Here is a 16,866-nt window from a genome sequence, read left to right on the forward strand (position 1 = left end):
TTCAGCAATCGGTGACGTCTATAATCGCGCAAAATCACTTCTTTTCAAAGGCGCGTCATGACCTATCTTGGTGTATCTGGAATGCAATATTCTGGCGAAAAGTTTCCGGATGCACGTATTATCGTCGCGGAAGATTCGAACGTATTCACGTCGATGATCAGGCAGCGCCTTAAAGAAATATTCGATATTGATGTCGAGATTTGCCGCACCTATGAAGATTTGATGGCTGCGAACGAACTATCCGATGAAGATGTTACGCTCGCCATTTCAAATATAAATTTGCCGGGTGCTGAAAATGGTGAGGCGCTCGAGTATCTGACCGATTTGAGTATTCCAACAATTGTTTTCACCAGTACATTTCATGAAAAGACCCGTGAAAAACTATTGGCAAAAGACATTGTCGACTATGTCTTGAAGGACAATATATTCGCTGTCGAAATGCTGGTTGAGTCTGTTTGCCGCTTTTTGACCAATCATGATCATCACGTGCTGATTGTAGATGATAGTCCAACGGCGCGGGCGCTTCTGTCCAGCCGTTTGAAGCGCTACAATTTCCGCGTTAGCATGGCGGATAGTGGCGCAAAGGCTCTGGAGATTCTCAAGGCCAATTCCGATATCGGTCTTGTGGTAACCGATTATAACATGCCGGATATTGATGGTTTTGAGCTCACACGTCGCATTCGCGCTGTTCGTGGTTCGCACGAGCTTCGCATCATTGGCGTCTCTTCATCGTCTGACCGGCTGTTGTCGGCACGCTTCCTCAAAATTGGCGGCAATGACTTTATGCTGCGGCCATTTATTGATGAGGAATTTTACTGCCGCGTGAATCAGAATCTGGATACGCTGGTGCAAATTCGCGCCGGTCGCAAGCGGGCGCAAGTGGCCGCTTAATCAGACCTGCCTGCTGCGAAGCGATATTGACTGCATAATTCCTTAGATCGGAGTGGATTTAAGGTGAAAATTATGCAGCAGATTTACTGCATAATTCCTTAAATCTGAATGGATTTGAGGAGAAAATTATGCTGCAAATTAAAAGTGTTACAGCGTCCTTTGTGCGCCATACACGGCGCACGGCGCTGGAAATGCGGGTGTCCTCGGTTTTGGATTGTCCACCGCTATGACGGAGCTTGTCTAGCACATCTCTGATTCCTGTCATGGGAGTCAGATCTTTCGCTTATGCCGAAATTTCTTTTCAGGTGTTAATAATTTAACAAGGCCGAATTTGGCAAAAGGCAAGGCTGGATAAAACTCAGCTCCGATGTGGTGTAACTGAAAGTATGAACGAGAAGATTATGTCAGCAAGTGCGGGAGCGCCCGTTGAAGACGCACGTGGGTCTGCTGAGGGCAGGGCGCGCCAACCCTCTGTTCTTCTGATCGAAGATTCCCGTTCCATATCATTTGTGCTGAAGGAGCGGTTGGAGAAGAGCACCGGAGGGCGGATTACGTCTTGCTTTACCGCCGATGAATGCCGCACTGTGCTGGAAAACGCCTCCGACGAATTTGACGCCGCGATTGTCGATCTCAATCTGCCGGGTGCGGCGAATGGGGAGTTGCTGGATCTTGTGGTGGCAGCCGGCATTCCGGCTGTGGTGTTCACTGCAACGTTTGATGCCGCTGTGCGCGATACCATTCTGGCCAAGGGTGGGGCCGATTATATCATCAAAGATCACGATAGCGCGCTGGATATGGTGCAAGCTGCCGTTGAGCGCCTGATTGGCAATCGATATTTCAAGTTGTTGGTTGTCGAAGATGGGTCTTCGGCGCGCCATAGTCTGGTCAGCGTACTCAAGCGCCAAAGATTTCAGGTGGTGGAAGCCAAAACCGGCAAAGAGGCGCTTGAGCTTCTGGAACGGCAAACGGATATCTCTCTGGTGCTGACTGACCATTATATGCCCGACATGGACGGGTATGAGCTGACACGGCGTATCCGGCGTACCTTTAAGAGCGAAGATGTTTGCGTGATTGGCATTTCATCGTCAGCAGATCGGTTGCTTTCCGCCCGTTTTCTCAAGGCCGGTGCCAGCGATTTTGTCTATCGCCCCTATGTGGTGGAAGAGCTTCAATGCCGAATTGATCTTCATATTCAGGCGCTTGCAAAAGTACGTCAATTGCGGATGGCAGCCTTTCATGATTACCTGACGGGGATTCCTAACCGCCGCTATTTTTATGATGAAGGTCCAAATCTGGTTGAAAAGTGTTTGCTAAAGGGGCAGGACTGCTCTGTCGCCATGGTTGATATTGACCATTTCAAGCGGATTAATGACACCTATGGCCACAATGCCGGTGATGAGGTTCTCAAACACGTTGCCAAGCGAATGATGGCCAGAATGGACCAACAGTCTGGCCTGATCGGGCGCGTGGGTGGTGAGGAATTTGGTATTTTATTGCCCGGCATGGACGATGAGAAGGCTTTGGAGTTTTGCGAAGCACTGCGGCAGGACGTGTCAAACGATGCGTTGGTTTTAGGTGGCCAGGAAATTTCCATCACCATCTCCATCGGTCTGGTGGATGTGGGTGGTCGCGAGTATTTCCACAATTACATGAATGCAGCAGATCAATGCCTGTATATGGCCAAATACGCTGGTCGCAACCGTGTTTACTCTGAAAAGCACATCGGTTCAGGCTTGTAGCAGGGGTATAGAGGCCAAGGAAATCCACAACAGGCGGTGGTCGCATGCGTTTGTCATGCTATAAGAGCCTCCTGTTTGTCAGGATTCGGTAAAGAATGACCCCAATTATTTCCATCCGCGACCTTACCAAAACCTATGCCAATGGCTTTTCTGCTCTCAAAGGCGTCTCTCTGGATATTGAAGAGGGAGAGATTTTGGCATTGCTGGGGCCAAATGGCGCTGGCAAGACCACGATGATCTCCATCATCTGCGGCATTGTGAACCCAACATCCGGTGTGGTGACCGTGGGCGGCCATGACGTAGTGAAGGATTTTCGCCAGACCCGCTCGATGATCGGTCTGGTGCCGCAGGAATTGACGACGGATCAGTTTGAGAGCGTTTTGAACACCGTCAGCTTTTCGCGGGGCATCCATGGCTGCAAAGCCAATCCGGCCCATATCGAAAAGGTGTTGAAGTCACTTTCCTTGTGGGACAAGCGCAACAGCGCCCTTCGTGAACTGTCTGGCGGCATGAAGCGGCGTGTGCTGATTGCCAAAGCCCTCTCCCATGAGCCCAAAGTGCTGTTTCTGGATGAGCCAACAGCCGGCGTGGATGTGGCGCTGCGACGTGATATGTGGAGCCTGGTTTCCGATCTGCGCCGCGAAGGTGTGACGATCATTCTCACCACCCATTACATCGAGGAAGCCGAGGAAATTGCGGACCGCGTTGGCATTGTCAACAAGGGAGAACTGCTTTTGGTCGAGGATAAAGCCAAGCTGATGGGTAAGCTTGGTCGCAAGCAGATGGTTCTCGATCTAGTGGAGCCGCTGAAGAGCATTCCGGGGCGGCTGGATGAATGGGATTTGAAGCTTACCTCTGACGGTATGCAGATTGTGTATGATTATCAACCTGATGCCACGCCCGGTTCGCTTATGGCATTGTTGGCGGCATTGGAACTCTCCAGCATTGCCGTGTCCGACATGGCCAGCCGCCAGACCTCACTTGAGGATATTTTTGTATCGATGACGGGAGAGAAGGCATGAACACGTTCGCCATTCTGGCCATTTACCGCTACGAGATGAACCGGCTTGGTCGCACACTTATGCAAAGCGTTATTTCGCCCGTGGTGTCCACTTCGCTCTATTTCATTGTGTTTGGGGCCGCCATTGGCGCGCGGATGGATACGGGCACCGGCATTCCGTATGGTGGATTTATCACGCCGGGACTGATCATGCTGGCGTTGATTACGCAATGCATTCAATCTGGTCAGACAGCGATCTATTTTCCCAAATTCACCGGCACGATCTATGAAATTCTCTCGGCTCCTGTTGCTTTGACCGAGATCCTGATTGGTTATGTGGGGGCAGCAGCCACCAAGGGCATGATTGTCGGGTTGATCATTTTGGCAACCTCGGCATTTTTCGTTGATGTGCGGGTGGATCATCCGGTGATGATGGTCTTTTTCATGATGCTTACGGCGGTGACTTTTTCTCTCGCCGGATTTCTGATTGGCATCTGGGCCAAGAACTTTGAGCAACTGAGCCTCGTGCCCATGCTGGTGGTGCCACCTTTGACCTTTTTGGGCGGCACATTCTATTCCATCAAAGCCCTGCCGCCGTTCTGGCAGCTCGTGAGCCATTTCAACCCGGTATTTTATCTGGTGAGCGGCTTTCGCTGGAGCTTTTTCTCGCAAGCCGATGTCAATCCCATGATCAGTCTGGCCATGGTGGCTCTGTTCCTGGGGCTCTGTCTGTTGATTGCGGCATGGATTTTCCGCACGGGTTACAAGCTCAAGTCTTAATCCGTAAGCCGTAACTCGTCGCCGCGCATTTGCACGCTATCGAGTGTGGACAAAAAGCTCATGCCGAGCAGGCCGCTTTGCAGTCGTCCCGGTTGGGTCACAAGGGCGCGTACATCCTTGCGCACAATTGGTCCAATAGACACTTCATCCAGACGCACAGGTGCCGCCAATGCATCCCCATTTGCGGTGCTGACGGTGACACCATAATTGAGCTTTTCGACATCAATGCCAAGCTTTGCGGCATCTTCGGCGCGCAGCACCACGCTGCTTGCGCCCGTATCCACCATCATCGGCACGGTAACGCCATTGATAGAGACTTTGGTGGAGAAATGGCCATTGTTGCCGCGCTGAAGAATTATCTGGTTCTGGCCGCCCCCGGTGGTGGTGACAACAGCATGACCGGGCACCAGTCCCGCGAAAACACGATCGGCCACGCCCATCGCATCATTGCGGTAGAGGTAGCCAATGACCAACACCAGCGCAATCATCAGCCACCACGCGGCAAAGCGCAGGTTTTGCCCAAGATTGGTACGGCTTGCAACAATGCCCGCCGAGAGAAGCAGCGCAAACGGCACAAGCATCACCATGCGGGCAAAGCTGTCATTATCAATACCAAAGCTTTGGCCACTATCGCGGTTGATGAAAAGCACAACGAGGCCTGCAATGATGAGGCCAATGACCACGCCAAACATGCTGAATTTCATGATCGTGTCCTTTCAAATGCCGATGGAGCTTGTGCGGCTTGAAGCGTTGCCATGATGGCCCGGCGCGTTGCCGGAGCATAGCTTGACCACGCGGCAATCTGGGCAAGGCTTCGACCGCAGCCAAGGCAAAGCGCTGTTTGCGGCTCAATGGTGCAAATGCCTGTGCAGGGGGATTCGATCGGAGGTGCTGGCTTGTTTTTCATTAAAATCCTGGAGTTTGTCAGAGAAAAGTGGAAGCCTGTTTTCCTGATCAGACAAACGAAAACAAAGAATTTTAGGAACTGTCAGGTTCAATCTGAACCTGACAGTTCCTAAAGTGAAACAGAGAGAGCGGCCAGCGCGATCATTTCAACAATCTGCTGGGTTGCGCCAATGGTGTCGCCTGTCTGCCCGCCCAATTTCTTGTGCACGTAGATTTGAAAACCATAGGCCGCTGCGCCACTGATGAGCAAGCTGACGATCAGCGGATGAAAGCCCGCAAAGGGAACAATGGTCACCGCGGCAATGCCAATCCCCAAAAAGAGCGCGGTATAAAGCGCTTGATCATTGGGCGCACCAAGCGATGCTGCCACGCCATCAGCTTTTGCGGCGGGCAGGGCATGCCAATGCCACACCATCATCGCACGGCTCAGCGCGGCAATCCCGATCAGGCACAGTGCGACATTCATTGGCTCCACCGTATTGACCATAGATGCGATGGCTGAAACCTTGATGCCAATCGACAGGACCAGCGCCAGCACACCATAGGAGCCTACCCGGCTATCCTTCATGATCAACAGCGCTTTTTCCCGATCTTTTCCGCCGCCAAGTCCGTCGGCACAATCAGCCAAACCATCTTCATGCAGGGCACCAGAGAGCAATATTTGCAGCGCCACAGCCGCAAATGCGCTGAGCATGGCACTTGCACCAAAGCCCAGCAGAAGGGCCAGAAACAATCCTGCTGGGGCTGCAATCACGGCACCTGCCAAAGGAAAGGCACGCGGTGTGCGGCTCATTTCGCCAGAATGCCCCTCGAAAAAACGAGAGGACACGGGAAAGCGGCTCAGAAAGCCGAGAGATCGTGCCAAATCTGTGATGAGCGCGCTTAACTCTTTCACCTATCATTCCTTTGTTTCTATCATGATCGAGCATCGGACCGAAACATGGACTCCGGTTTTCGGCAAAATCTGATGCTGTAGATAGGGTGTTTTGCGGTGTTTTCCAATTCCCCTGAAAGCCCATTTGCTGGTCCATTGTGACGTGATGCCCCAAGCATTGCTTTTTCAGTTGTTGGAATGCGGCGCACTGTTTAAGAAGGGGCACCAAAGCGTGATTTGTGCAAAAATACAAGAAAGCCTGCCTGATGAGTGTTACCGGCCTGCCTTTTGATGACTTCCGTGTGCTGCTGCGTGATTTGCCGGGGCCTGACACGCAAGCGCTGAGCGCTGCGCGTGCGCGCGATAGGCAATTGACCAAGCCACCCGGCTCGCTGGGCCGCCTGGAGGAAATCGCCATGTGGCTTGCCGCATGGAGCGGACGGGCACCGGCTGTTAATCGGCCATTGGTGGCTATTTTTGCTGGCAATCACGGCGTGACCAAGCACGGTATTACCCCTTATCCCTCATCTGTGACGCAGCAGATGGTGGAGAATTTTGCAGCCGGTGGTGCGGCCATCAACCAGATTTGTGTGACCCATGATCTTGGCCTGAAGATCTTCGATCTGGCTCTGGATTATCCAACAGGCGATATCACCTGTGAGCCAGCCTTGTCCGAGCGCGATTGTGCCGCAACAATGGCCTTTGGCATGGAGGCTATTGCTGGCGGAACCGACCTGCTTTGCCTTGGCGAAATGGGCATTGGCAACACCACCATTGCCGCCGCCATCAATCTGGCGCTCTATGGCGGCACGGCTGAGGACTGGGTTGGGCCGGGCACGGGGTCTGAGGGAGAAGTGCTGGAGCGGAAAATCGCCGCCGTGAATCAGGCGGTGGCCTTCCATCGCGATCATTTGTCCGATCCGCTTGAAGTGATGCGTCGCCTGGGCGGGCGCGAAATTGCCGCCATGGCCGGTGCGATTCTGGCAGCCCGCGTTGAGCGCATCCCGGTGTTGATTGATGGTTATGTGGCAACGTCTGCCGCGGCAATCTTGAAAGCGGCCAATCCTTCGGCGCTTGATCATTGCCTGATCGGCCACGTCTCTGCCGAGCCCGGGCATCTCAAGGCCATCGACAAACTGGGCAAAACGCCGCTTTTGGCGCTTGGCATGCGGCTGGGCGAGGGCACGGGGGCTGCACTGGCTGCTGGCATCGTGAAATCTGCCGCAGCCTGCCATGCAGGCATGGCGACCTTTGAACAAGCCGGCGTTTCCAACGCTGCAAACCATTAATATCAAGGCGGTGCAGGCATGAATGAACAAAAGCCTGCACCGTTTTCGAAACAAACCGGGTTTGCGCACCTGTGGGCGGCAACTCGCTATTCGGTTCAAGGTTTTCGGCGCTTGCTGGGTGAGGCGGCCTTCAGGCACGAACTTCTGTTGTTTGCGGCGTCACTGGCTTTGTTCGTCATTCGCGGCGCATCGCCATTGCACTATCTGGGCCTGATTTTGCTGATGGTGACGTTGTTTGCTATCGAAGCGTTGAACACCGCAATTGAAGAGATTGTCGATCGGATTTCGCCCGAGTTTTCAAAAGTCGGACGCAATGCCAAGGATCTTGGCTCATTCGCCGTGTCCTGCCTTTTGTTCGCCAATCTTGTTTATATTGGTTGGGTGGTGTTTTTCGCCACTGCATAATTCAAACTAGGACAGAATATGAAGCGCATTCTACGGCTTATCGTTGTGATGGCAATCACGGCCTTGGTGATCTTTGGATCTCGCTGGTACACCTATGTCACCAACACGGACACACCGTATCAGGAAGTCGGAATTGACATCAACAGCCGTCTGCCCGGCCCGCTGAACAAATGGGGCTGCGACCAACTACACAAAACCTTCGGCACCATGCTCCCTCCTGCGGGCTGCCAAAGTGAAGCAGACAGCAGGCAATGGCGCTAAGAGCGGTGGTTTCGTTTTTTTGAGGTTAAAAGAGATTACCTAAATAATGGTTTAGTTACAGGAGCATACATCGCATCTGCGGATACTTGAGGCTGCCATCGTAATTTAGCTCAATTGGAAACGTGAAAATGTCTCATATTTTAACGCGACTTTCAGCCTGTCAACGCTTTGCTATAGACAACTCTTCTTGACAAAATAAGTAAGCTGTTAAACTACATCCTAATAAACATAATAATCAACAGATATCCCTTCAATACGAGAGATGAGTCGATATGAATAAAAATGGTCTGAAGCCTGATGGTGAGCGCTTTCTCCCGGAGTTCAGTGGAACGATCGAATTCGAGCACTATCACCGTTATTTAATCGCTTTAGATTTAGTAAAAAACAAGCATGTTTTGGATATTGCAAGCGGCGAAGGTTTCGGTTCAGAAATTTTGGCGCGCCACGCAAAAAACGTCATTGGAGTAGATGTATCTCAAGATGCAGTCGACCACGCCAACGAGAAATATGCTCGAGATACTTTAAGTTTTATATGTGGTAGTGCTACTAATATTCCAATCGAATCCAAATCGGTTGATGTTGTCATTTCATTCGAAACAATTGAACATCTTAGTGATCATGCGTTGATGATAAGTGAGATCAAGCGTGTTCTTAAGCCTGATGGTCTTTTTTTGATATCAAGCCCAAATAAGCTCGTTTATTCCGATCAACCAAAATACAAAAATCCTTTTCACGTAAGAGAGCTGTACACAAGTGACTTTAATACACTTGTGTCACGATATTTCCAGAACGTGAAGCACTTCGGTCAACGGGTCGTGACTGCGTCAGTTGTCGTTGGTACTGGTCAATCATCGGAATTTAAAACATACACTCGAGCAGGTTCGACTCCGGATCTGTTTGGGCAGATGTACGATATAATTCTAGCGTCTGACCAATCGCTACCTGATACGTTTCATTCTATCTATGAAGAGCCTGATAGCAAGCTTCAACCTCAAAAAATCGAAGCATTGCTCGTTGAATATAACCGCTTGTCTGACGAACTGCGTCGATTGCAAGAAAAGGAAAAAAATAACGCACAAGCGCAAAGCTCCGAAGTGCAATGCGATGAGCAACATCAAAAATTGGCCGAAATTTCAGCGCAAAAGCAAAATATCGAAGCGAGTCTGCAAAGCTTAGAATTGAGCCATGCAAAATTGCTCGAAAGGTTGGGGCAACGGGAAGCTGCACTTGAGGCGATCGTAAACGATGCTAACAGGGTTCTTGCAGACAAGTGGTGGCGTCGTACACGGTCGCTTAGGCGTTGGTCGAACTCTATTAGGAAAATCAAGGGTAAAACCAAGAAGTATTTCCCTGTAGAATTTAACGCATCTGACTACCTGAACGATACAGACTGTTCAGCGCAAAAGGATGATGTTACGCCAGTAAGTCCGACGCTCACAATACCGACTGTGCAATATTCCTCCGTGAAAGAGGATTACGTTGCGTATGAAGCTCACCCATCCATAAATACATCCCCGAAGCTAATCGCTTTTTATTTACCGCAATTTCATCCGTTCAAAGAGAACGACATTTGGTGGGGCAAGGGCTTTACAGAATGGACGAATGTGGGGAAGGCTAAACCTCTTTTTGAAGGGCATCACCAACCACATTGCCCAATTCATCTTGGCTATTATGATCTCCGGTTGCAAGAGGTTATGGAGGAGCAGGCTCGGTTGGCTGTCTCATATGGTGTATCTGGATTTGCCTGTTACTTTTACTGGTTTGCAGGCAAAGTTTTGATGGAGACTCCGCTTAAAAATATGCTGAATAATGATCGAGTGGATATTCCCTTTTGCATGATCTGGGCAAATGAGAATTGGACGAGACGTTGGGATGGTGCTGAGCATGACGTTTTAATTGCTCAGGATCATTCGTTAGATGATTCTCGAGCAATGCTTGAATATCTCCGACCCTTTTTGGAAAGTCCACGCTACATAAAGATAGACGGAAAGCCGCTGTTTATAATTTATCGTGCCGATATTATTCCTGATATGGCCGAGACTCTGAAACTTTGGCGTAGTCAATCTATCGAATACGGTTTCCCCGGGTTATATATTGTCTGTGCACAAACATTTGGACACAAAGACCCGCGTGAGTTCGGGTTTGATGCGGCGATGGAATTTCCACCCCACACTGTCCAGTCGACAGATATTGCGCATGAGAAAGAAAAATTGGAGCCTGAATTCTTCGGGAGTATCTTCGATTACGATCAAGTTGTTTTAAATGCGGTTCAAGCTGAAGCTGAAGAATACAAGGTGTTTCCTACGACCATGTTGTCTTGGGACAACACTGCGCGTAAAGGCAAAAAGTCAACTATTTTCTCCAATTTTTCGCTGACTAGATATAGTCAATGGTTGTCGAGCAACGCTGAACGAGTTTCAAAAAATAATATTTTCTCACCAGAGGAGAAAATTATGTTCGTTAATGCCTGGAACGAATGGGCGGAGGGCACTCATTTGGAGCCGGATCAAAAGCATGGGTTCGGATATCTCGCAGCAACGCGTTCGGTGATGGAAAATTATGAGAGCTTCGGGTTGGCATATCAAACGCCAATTTATCCAAGCGTTGCTAAGTCTAAATATGCCATAATCATACATCTACACTACGAATCAACTTGGAAAGACCTATTTGAGGCGGTGTCTAGAGTATCCAATCTATCGCCTGATATTTACGTGACCGTGACATCGATTCATTTGGCTGATATCGTAAGACGAGATTTATCAGATGCTGTGATTGAACTCGTTGATAATAGAGGACGGGATATAAGGCCGTTTCTGCACGTATTTCGTAAGATTGAAGCTTTAGGCTATTCGGCGATTTGTAAAATCCATGGTAAAGCATCTACGTATCGAACTGACGGAGATGAACTCCGAACAAATTCCCTTCGTGCTTTGTTAACAGAGCATTGTATGAATAAAATGATATCGACTAATGAGCTTGGCTTGTTGGCACCATCTGCATCACTTATTGATCATAATGATAAAAACATGCTTTGGAACGGCCATCATACTCCTCTCTTAATTGAGGAGCTGGGACTCGAAAATTGGCGTGGAAAGTTTCCTGCTGGTTCAATGTTTTGGTTCAGGCCGCAGGCGTTGTCACCGCTTCTTATGATCAGTGAAAACAGATTTGACGTTGAGAGGGGGCTCGCCGATGGAACGATATCTCATGCAATCGAGAGGTTGTTCGGCTCAGTTTGTATCTCTCAAGGTTTTAAAATAGAGGGTATTTAACTTTACTTTTGGTAATGAGATAGAGTTTGACGCATGTGTTTTCCGAAGGGGCAGCGTAGTCCTGCCCCTTCTGTAAATGGTGAAATTCCAATCTCCGCGAAGGGCCAGACCTCCTAACAAAGAATTTTTGGGGGAAGCCTCCTCTTCAGGATAAAAAGCGATATTTATTCGGAAATGCCTCTTGCGCTCGCGATCAATCCGTTCTAAATGCCCGTCACCACACGCTTTTAAGTATTGGAATGGCCTCGTGGCGGAGTGGTTACGCAGAGGACTGCAAATCCTTGCACCCCGGTTCGATTCCGGGCGAGGCCTCCATTCCCTTCTTTCTCCCCCAGCAAGATATTGATGTTAAATCGGTATTTGCGGGTTCGGAACTTGGTTTCTTAATTATTCAATTTCATCTTTGCTTAAGGCGTGTTGCGTTTCATCGTCCGCGTTGAAACTCATAACGTCTATGCGACACGTCCTCGGACGGTCCTTGGTCGCGCGTTACCGTGTCCTGCGTTTATGAAACCCGCCAAAGACACTGTAACACTTTCAATCTGCTGCATAATTTCGTCTTAAGTCGATTCTGATTGAAGGAATGATGCAGTAGTCCTTTCCCCGTATGACAATCGATTTATAAACCTTACCTGAATATCTTCTAAATGAGAATTTATTTACTTAGTATCTGCTTAATATTTGCATCCTATAATTGAGATTAATGATGTCGGGTTGAGGTGTTTGCTGAGAAGGGTGCAACAGGAAATCACATTGGAGACTGAGTGCAGTCGCTGCTCCAAGGAGCATTAGAGTTTGTCAGGGAAAAGTGGAATCCGGTTTTCCCGAATAGACAAACGAAAACAAGGGAATCTAGAGTCTGTCTGGTTCAATTTGAACCTGACAGACTCTCGTGTCAGGCATGTAGGCGTGCATTCTCAACTTTGATGGCGGCGTATTGTCCATAGCTTTCATCAAAACTGAATCTGCCGTTTCCTTAAGGGGGCAGCACCCACTCGAGAGACTTCTGATGAACGGCTTCGGCTTCAGGAAACGTCTGGCAAATTCTTCTTCACATGGCGGTCGCCATCGGCATCACAACGAATGAGCTTCAGTAACGGCCAAGAAAGCTTCCGATAGGGGAAATACAATGTCTTTCTACATGCAAATGAAAAAGTCGTCCAAATCTCATGTGGCTGTGGCCGAGATACAGCGCGTGTCCAGCCGTGTCGGCGATGGAAATCTTTCCGAGCGTGCCAATCTTGATGCGGCAACGGGGGAAGCGCGAGAGATTCTGATTGCTGTCAATGGATTGCTTGAAGCCAGTCTAGCGCCGATGCAGAAATTCATGGCGGCGATTGCACATATGTCAGGCGAACATGACAAGGGTGACATTGATGTCACGCTCCGCGCGGAAGATTTCAGGGGCGATTTTGCCCTCATGGCCAAGGGCGTCAACGATATGGTCGGCAGCCATATTGCTGTGAAAAAGAAGGCGATGGCCTGTGTGAAAGAGTTCGGTGAGGGCAATTTTGAGGCACTTCTTGAGCAATTCCCCGGTAAAAAGGCCTTCATCAATGAGACAATCGAAACCCTGCGCGGCAATCTCAGGGGCCTGATCTCGGAAATGAACAGGATGTCTGCTGAGCACGACAAGGGCGATATTGATGTCTTCGTGCCTGTCGAGAAGTTCAAGGGCGATTTTGCCCTCATGGCCAAGGGCGTCAACGATATGGTCGGCAGCCATATTGCTGTGAAGAAGAAGGCGATGGCCTGTGTGAAAGAGTTCGGTGAGGGCAATTTCGAAGCACCTCTTGAGCAATTCCCCGGCAAAAAGGCCTTCATCAATGAGACAATCGAAACCCTGCGCGGCAATCTCAGGGGCCTGATTTCGGAAATGAACAGGATGTCTGCTGAGCACGACAAGGGCGATATTGATGTCTTCGTGCCTGTCGAGAAATTCAAGGGCGATTTTGCCCTCATGGCCAAGGGCGTCAACGATATGGTTGGCAGCCATATTGCTGTGAAGAAGAAGGCGATGGCCTGCATTAAAGAGTTCGGTGAGGGCAATTTCGAAGCGGCTCTTGAGCAATTCCCCGGTAAAAAGGCCTTCATCAATCAGACTGTTGAGACATTGCGTGGAAATTTGCGAGCCATTACCGCTGAACTTCAGCGTTTGATTGTGGCATCGACCGCTGGCAAGCTCTCTGAGCGGGGTGCTGCTGATCGCTTTGTTGGGGATTTTGCCAAGCTGGTTTCTGGAATCAACGGCATGTTGGATGCAATCATCCTGCCGATTTCTGAGGGAAATCGCGTTCTTCGCCAGGTGAGCGTTGGCGATCTTACCCAGCGTGTCGAAATTGAATGTGAAGGCGATCATGAGCGCATGAAGAATGCGATCAACACGATGATCGAAAACTTGCGCAACACAGCATCCATTGCAGATCTGATCGCCAGCGGCGACTTGACCGTTGAGCCAGCGCCGCTTTCCGACAAGGATATGCTGGGCCTTTCTCTTGCCTCAATGGTTCAACGACTTCGTGGTGTTGTGGCTGACGCACTTGAGGCAAGTCAAAATGTTTCAGCGGGTTCCGTGCAGCTTTCTTCCGGGGCCGAGCAGCTTTCGCAAGGTGCGACCGAACAGGCATCCGCGGCCGAAGAGGCGTCCGCATCGATGGAAGAGATGGCTGCCAACATCAAGCAGAATGCGGACAACGCCTCCCAGACCGAAAAGATCGCTCGTCAATCATCGAAGGATGCAGAAGCGTCTGGCGAAGCCGTCAACCGGGCTGTGGCTGCAATGCGCACGATTGCCGAAAAAATTTCGATCGTGCAGGAAATCGCGCGTCAGACTGACCTTCTGGCTCTGAACGCGGCGGTGGAAGCCGCCCGTGCCGGAGAGCATGGCAAGGGGTTTGCCGTTGTTGCCTCTGAAGTACGAAAACTTGCCGAACGTAGTCAGGCGGCCGCTGGAGAGATCAGTGGCCTTTCCGGACAGACTGTGCAGGTTGCCACTGAAGCAGGAGCGATGCTCGCGCGTCTTGTGCCGGATATTCGCAAAACGTCCGAATTGGTATCTGAAATCTCGGCGGCTTGCCGCGAGCAGGATATTGGTGCCGAACAAATCAATGAGGCAATCCAGCAGTTGGACAAGGTGATTCAGCAAAATGCTGGAGCATCGGAGGAAATGTCGGCAACCTCTGAAGAACTTGCAGCGCAAGCAGAGGAACTTCAGACCTCAATTTCCTTCTTCAAAGTTGACAATGCCGGAGACGCGAAAAATCAAGGTTTGCGGACTCCGGTGGCCAGAACCCGGTCCGTGAGCAATACTCCACCAAAACCGCAGGCAATGGCCTCCAAGTCCAAAGCGGGGCATTCCGTTGCCAGCCAGCAGGCTCGCGTGAAGGGCTGGGTGCTCGATATGTCCATGGGCGGCCCAGACGCCGAGGATTTAGAGTTTCAAGAAGGAGCATAACCATTTGGCGCACCATGGCCGAATGCGGGTGTAAGTTGGTTCTCTAAAGTGTTGATGGATCTATAGTGTCGTGAAGATGCTATAGATCAACTTCCGAGAGAGCATCTGCGTCACCACCGCTACAGCCCCGTGCAGCAAAATTTGCGACCGCCTCGAAACAGCAGCGGCTATGGGACTGAGGCGAAGCCTTGGTCAGATCAAACTCCCTGTTGGAGAGAGCCTTGCAAATGGCCCGCTTTGATGCTTGTCTTTTGTGCATTCTGAGAGATTCTGCACCGCACACAACGTCACGGCTTGAAAGCTGGCTTCTGGCCGATTAAACACGGATAGAAATTTAACCCAGTGTGAGATGGGCAAAGACTATGATCGATTTCGAAGCAGCGCGCGCAAAGATGGTGGATGGCCAGATTCGCACGACGGATGTAACTTCCCATTCTATTCTGTCGGCTTTTCTGTCGGTGCCGCGCGAAGCTTTCGTGCCGGACCATTTGAAGCCTCTGGCCTATATTGACGAAGACCTGCAAATAGCGCCCGGTCGCTATCTGATGGATCCGTCGCCATTGGCCAAGCTGTTGCAGCTCGCAGCCATCAGCGCCGATGATCTGGTTTTGGAAGTTGGTGCGGGCACTGGTTATGTCTCGGCCTTGCTCGGTCGGCTTGCCGGTGCCGTGGTTGCACTCGAAAGTGATCAGGATATGGTCGCAAAAGCCAAGACTTTGCTGGCCGGTGCTGATGCGCAAAATGTCACGGTGGTGGCTGGCGCTTTGGAAGCCGGTTGGGCGGCTGAAGCCCCTTATGATCTGATTTTCATCAATGGTGCCGTGGAAGAGGTTCCTGCTGCGCTGTTTGGCCAATTGCGTGAAGGTGGTCGTCTGGTGACCGTTGTCGGGCAGGGCCTTTCGGCACGCGCAACGCTGTTCGTGAAGGCCGCTGGCACCATTTCGGCAACCTCGTTCTTCAATGCGTCCATTCGCCAGCTTCCAGGCTTTCAGAAAGCGCGTGAATTCGTTTTCTAAGCAGTCGTTTGGTTTTTTGAGCAGACCCACAAAGCTGTGCATTGTGGGTCTTTCGTTTTTTTATGCAATTTCTTCCTGCACTGGCTTATCCTAAGGTGAAACGAATCAGATGGCATAAGCCGATGAGGTAAAACGCCAACGGGGAGTTTCATGGCCCAGCCGAATGTATCGCGTGAACCGTCGATGGAAGAGATTCTTGCATCTATCCGTCGTATTATTGAAAGCAACGAACCCGTTGCTGCCAATTCCTATGACGCTTCTTACGGTTATGAGAGCGATTTGGACCAAGTGGATGTGGGCAGTGGAAACGATAGTTTCGGCTCCGCTGCGACCTCTATGGATCTTCCGACGCCTGCCAATCAATCTGGTTCTTCCAGTGTTACGCGCTTGAGTGATCGTGAGCCCGCAGGCGGACCGGCAAAAACCGTTTCGCTGGCTGATCTCGCCGCGCGTGTGCGTGCAACAACTGAGCGGGTTGAAACCGCGGGTGCAGAGCCCTCTGTGCTTGAGGAGGTGCCGGCCTCGGTTGCGCCTCAATATCCGGCTGACCGTTTTAGCGCTCATCAGGACAGACCTTTGCAGAAGGCGCGGATCGCCGATATTCATCATCTGGACTCGCTGGAAGAAAACCGACGTCAAATGGACGCCATGGAGCATCCGCGCTCTTCCGTGATGGAAGAGCCTGAGGATATCCCTCAAGATGAGCCTCGCGGTTTGTTGTCCAGCCAAGCCGGTGCAGAGGTTGCCCGCTCTTTTGAAGAGTTGGCGGCGGCTGTTGATGGTCAACAGCGCCGCTCCTTGGATGAAATTGCGCAAGACATGCTGCGGCCCATGTTGCAAGACTGGTTGGACGATAATTTACCCACACTGGTTGAGCGTCTGGTGCGCGAAGAGATTGAGCGCATTGCGCGCGGTCCTCGCCGCTAAATCACCTTTAAGCGGTATTATGGTCAAGCCGCCTCGACAACGGGGCGGCTTT

The 16,866-nt window shown here is 50.8% G+C and carries 14 protein-coding genes and 1 tRNA gene; 12 read left to right on the forward strand and 3 right to left on the reverse strand.

Annotated features, from left to right (window positions below; all coding sequences use genetic code 11):
• The first annotated feature begins 57 nt into the window (after positions 1-57).
• The 4 genes from E6C51_RS02505 (at position 58) to E6C51_RS02520 (ending at position 4,410) form a co-directional block, all read left to right on the forward strand.
• On the forward strand, positions 58-891 hold the full coding sequence (locus E6C51_RS02505; protein WP_146930912.1) for a response regulator: 834 nt from the start codon (positions 58-60) through the stop codon (positions 889-891).
• 386 nt (positions 892-1,277) lie between these two features.
• Entirely contained in the window at positions 1,278-2,630 is a 1,353-nt protein-coding gene (locus tag E6C51_RS02510) for a diguanylate cyclase (RefSeq protein ID WP_230987024.1), read from the forward strand.
• Positions 2,631-2,725: 95 nt separating this feature from the next.
• Positions 2,726-3,652 (forward strand): ABC transporter ATP-binding protein, encoded by a 927-nt coding sequence (locus E6C51_RS02515; RefSeq protein WP_146930909.1) that lies wholly within the window; start codon positions 2,726-2,728, stop codon positions 3,650-3,652.
• On the forward strand, positions 3,649-4,410 hold the full coding sequence (locus E6C51_RS02520) for an ABC transporter permease (RefSeq protein WP_190234914.1): 762 nt from the start codon (positions 3,649-3,651) through the stop codon (positions 4,408-4,410). Before E6C51_RS02515 ends, E6C51_RS02520 begins: the two co-directional genes overlap by 4 nt.
• Here the strand turns inward: E6C51_RS02520 and E6C51_RS02525 are convergent.
• The 3 genes from E6C51_RS02525 to E6C51_RS02535 form a co-directional block, all read right to left on the reverse strand.
• Positions 4,407-5,114 (reverse strand): retropepsin-like aspartic protease family protein, encoded by a 708-nt coding sequence (locus E6C51_RS02525; RefSeq protein ID WP_190234915.1) that lies wholly within the window; start codon positions 5,112-5,114, stop codon positions 4,407-4,409. The two genes, E6C51_RS02520 and E6C51_RS02525, sit on opposite strands and share 4 nt — an antisense overlap.
• Entirely contained in the window at positions 5,111-5,317 is a 207-nt protein-coding gene (locus tag E6C51_RS02530; protein ID WP_190234916.1) for a DUF1289 domain-containing protein, read from the reverse strand. Before E6C51_RS02530 ends, E6C51_RS02525 begins: the two co-directional genes overlap by 4 nt.
• Positions 5,318-5,425: 108 nt before the next feature.
• Entirely contained in the window at positions 5,426-6,211 is a 786-nt protein-coding gene (locus E6C51_RS02535; RefSeq protein ID WP_190234917.1) for an adenosylcobinamide-GDP ribazoletransferase, read from the reverse strand.
• 245 nt (positions 6,212-6,456) lie between these two features.
• Between E6C51_RS02535 and cobT the strand changes: the two genes are divergently transcribed.
• The 8 genes from cobT (at position 6,457) to E6C51_RS02575 (ending at position 16,814) form a co-directional block, all read left to right on the forward strand.
• On the forward strand, positions 6,457-7,479 hold the full coding sequence (cobT, locus tag E6C51_RS02540; protein WP_190234918.1) for a nicotinate-nucleotide--dimethylbenzimidazole phosphoribosyltransferase: 1,023 nt from the start codon (positions 6,457-6,459) through the stop codon (positions 7,477-7,479).
• An 18-nt stretch (positions 7,480-7,497) separates the two neighbouring features.
• The gene (locus E6C51_RS02545; protein WP_146930891.1) at positions 7,498-7,884 is read left to right on the forward strand and encodes a diacylglycerol kinase; all 387 of its coding nucleotides are present in this window, start codon (positions 7,498-7,500) and stop codon (positions 7,882-7,884) included.
• Between the two features lie 18 nt (positions 7,885-7,902).
• Positions 7,903-8,145, forward strand: a complete 243-nt coding sequence (locus tag E6C51_RS02550) for a hypothetical protein (RefSeq protein WP_146930888.1) — start codon at positions 7,903-7,905, stop codon at positions 8,143-8,145.
• Between the two features lie 272 nt (positions 8,146-8,417).
• Entirely contained in the window at positions 8,418-11,417 is a 3,000-nt protein-coding gene (locus tag E6C51_RS02555; protein ID WP_190234919.1) for a glycoside hydrolase family 99-like domain-containing protein, read from the forward strand.
• A gap of 241 nt (positions 11,418-11,658) precedes the next feature.
• Positions 11,659-11,732 (forward strand) — tRNA-Cys (locus E6C51_RS02560).
• 814 nt (positions 11,733-12,546) lie between these two features.
• Positions 12,547-14,871: a methyl-accepting chemotaxis protein gene (locus E6C51_RS02565; protein WP_210234983.1), complete on the forward strand. Its 2,325-nt coding sequence runs from the start codon at positions 12,547-12,549 to the stop codon at positions 14,869-14,871.
• A gap of 362 nt (positions 14,872-15,233) precedes the next feature.
• Positions 15,234-15,887 carry a protein-L-isoaspartate O-methyltransferase family protein gene (locus E6C51_RS02570; RefSeq protein ID WP_146930880.1) on the forward strand — a complete coding sequence of 218 codons (654 nt, stop codon included), beginning with the start codon at positions 15,234-15,236 and terminating at the stop codon, positions 15,885-15,887.
• A gap of 150 nt (positions 15,888-16,037) precedes the next feature.
• Positions 16,038-16,814, forward strand: coding sequence for a PopZ family protein (locus E6C51_RS02575; RefSeq protein WP_190234920.1), 777 nt, complete (start codon positions 16,038-16,040; stop codon positions 16,812-16,814).
• Positions 16,815-16,866 lie beyond the last annotated feature (52 nt).

Origin of the sequence: Gillisella terrae, from assembly GCF_004801395.1 — a bacterium.
Classification (GTDB): Bacteria; Pseudomonadota; Alphaproteobacteria; order Rhizobiales; family Rhizobiaceae; genus Allorhizobium; species Allorhizobium terrae.

Coding starts and splice junctions, on each gene's coding strand:
- E6C51_RS02505 (WP_146930912.1), top strand. CDS start 58: ATGACCTATCTTGGTGTATCTGGAATGCAATATTCTGGCGAAAAGTTT.
- E6C51_RS02510 (WP_230987024.1), top strand. CDS start 1,278: ATGAACGAGAAGATTATGTCAGCAAGTGCGGGAGCGCCCGTTGAAGAC.
- E6C51_RS02515 (WP_146930909.1), top strand. CDS start 2,726: ATGACCCCAATTATTTCCATCCGCGACCTTACCAAAACCTATGCCAAT.
- E6C51_RS02520 (WP_190234914.1), top strand. CDS start 3,649: ATGAACACGTTCGCCATTCTGGCCATTTACCGCTACGAGATGAACCGG.
- E6C51_RS02525 (WP_190234915.1), bottom strand. CDS start 5,114: ATGAAATTCAGCATGTTTGGCGTGGTCATTGGCCTCATCATTGCAGGC.
- E6C51_RS02530 (WP_190234916.1), bottom strand. CDS start 5,317: ATGAAAAACAAGCCAGCACCTCCGATCGAATCCCCCTGCACAGGCATT.
- cobT (WP_190234918.1), top strand. CDS start 6,457: ATGAGTGTTACCGGCCTGCCTTTTGATGACTTCCGTGTGCTGCTGCGT.
- E6C51_RS02545 (WP_146930891.1), top strand. CDS start 7,498: ATGAATGAACAAAAGCCTGCACCGTTTTCGAAACAAACCGGGTTTGCG.
- E6C51_RS02550 (WP_146930888.1), top strand. CDS start 7,903: ATGAAGCGCATTCTACGGCTTATCGTTGTGATGGCAATCACGGCCTTG.
- E6C51_RS02555 (WP_190234919.1), top strand. CDS start 8,418: ATGAATAAAAATGGTCTGAAGCCTGATGGTGAGCGCTTTCTCCCGGAG.
- E6C51_RS02565 (WP_210234983.1), top strand. CDS start 12,547: ATGTCTTTCTACATGCAAATGAAAAAGTCGTCCAAATCTCATGTGGCT.
- E6C51_RS02570 (WP_146930880.1), top strand. CDS start 15,234: ATGATCGATTTCGAAGCAGCGCGCGCAAAGATGGTGGATGGCCAGATT.
- E6C51_RS02575 (WP_190234920.1), top strand. CDS start 16,038: ATGGCCCAGCCGAATGTATCGCGTGAACCGTCGATGGAAGAGATTCTT.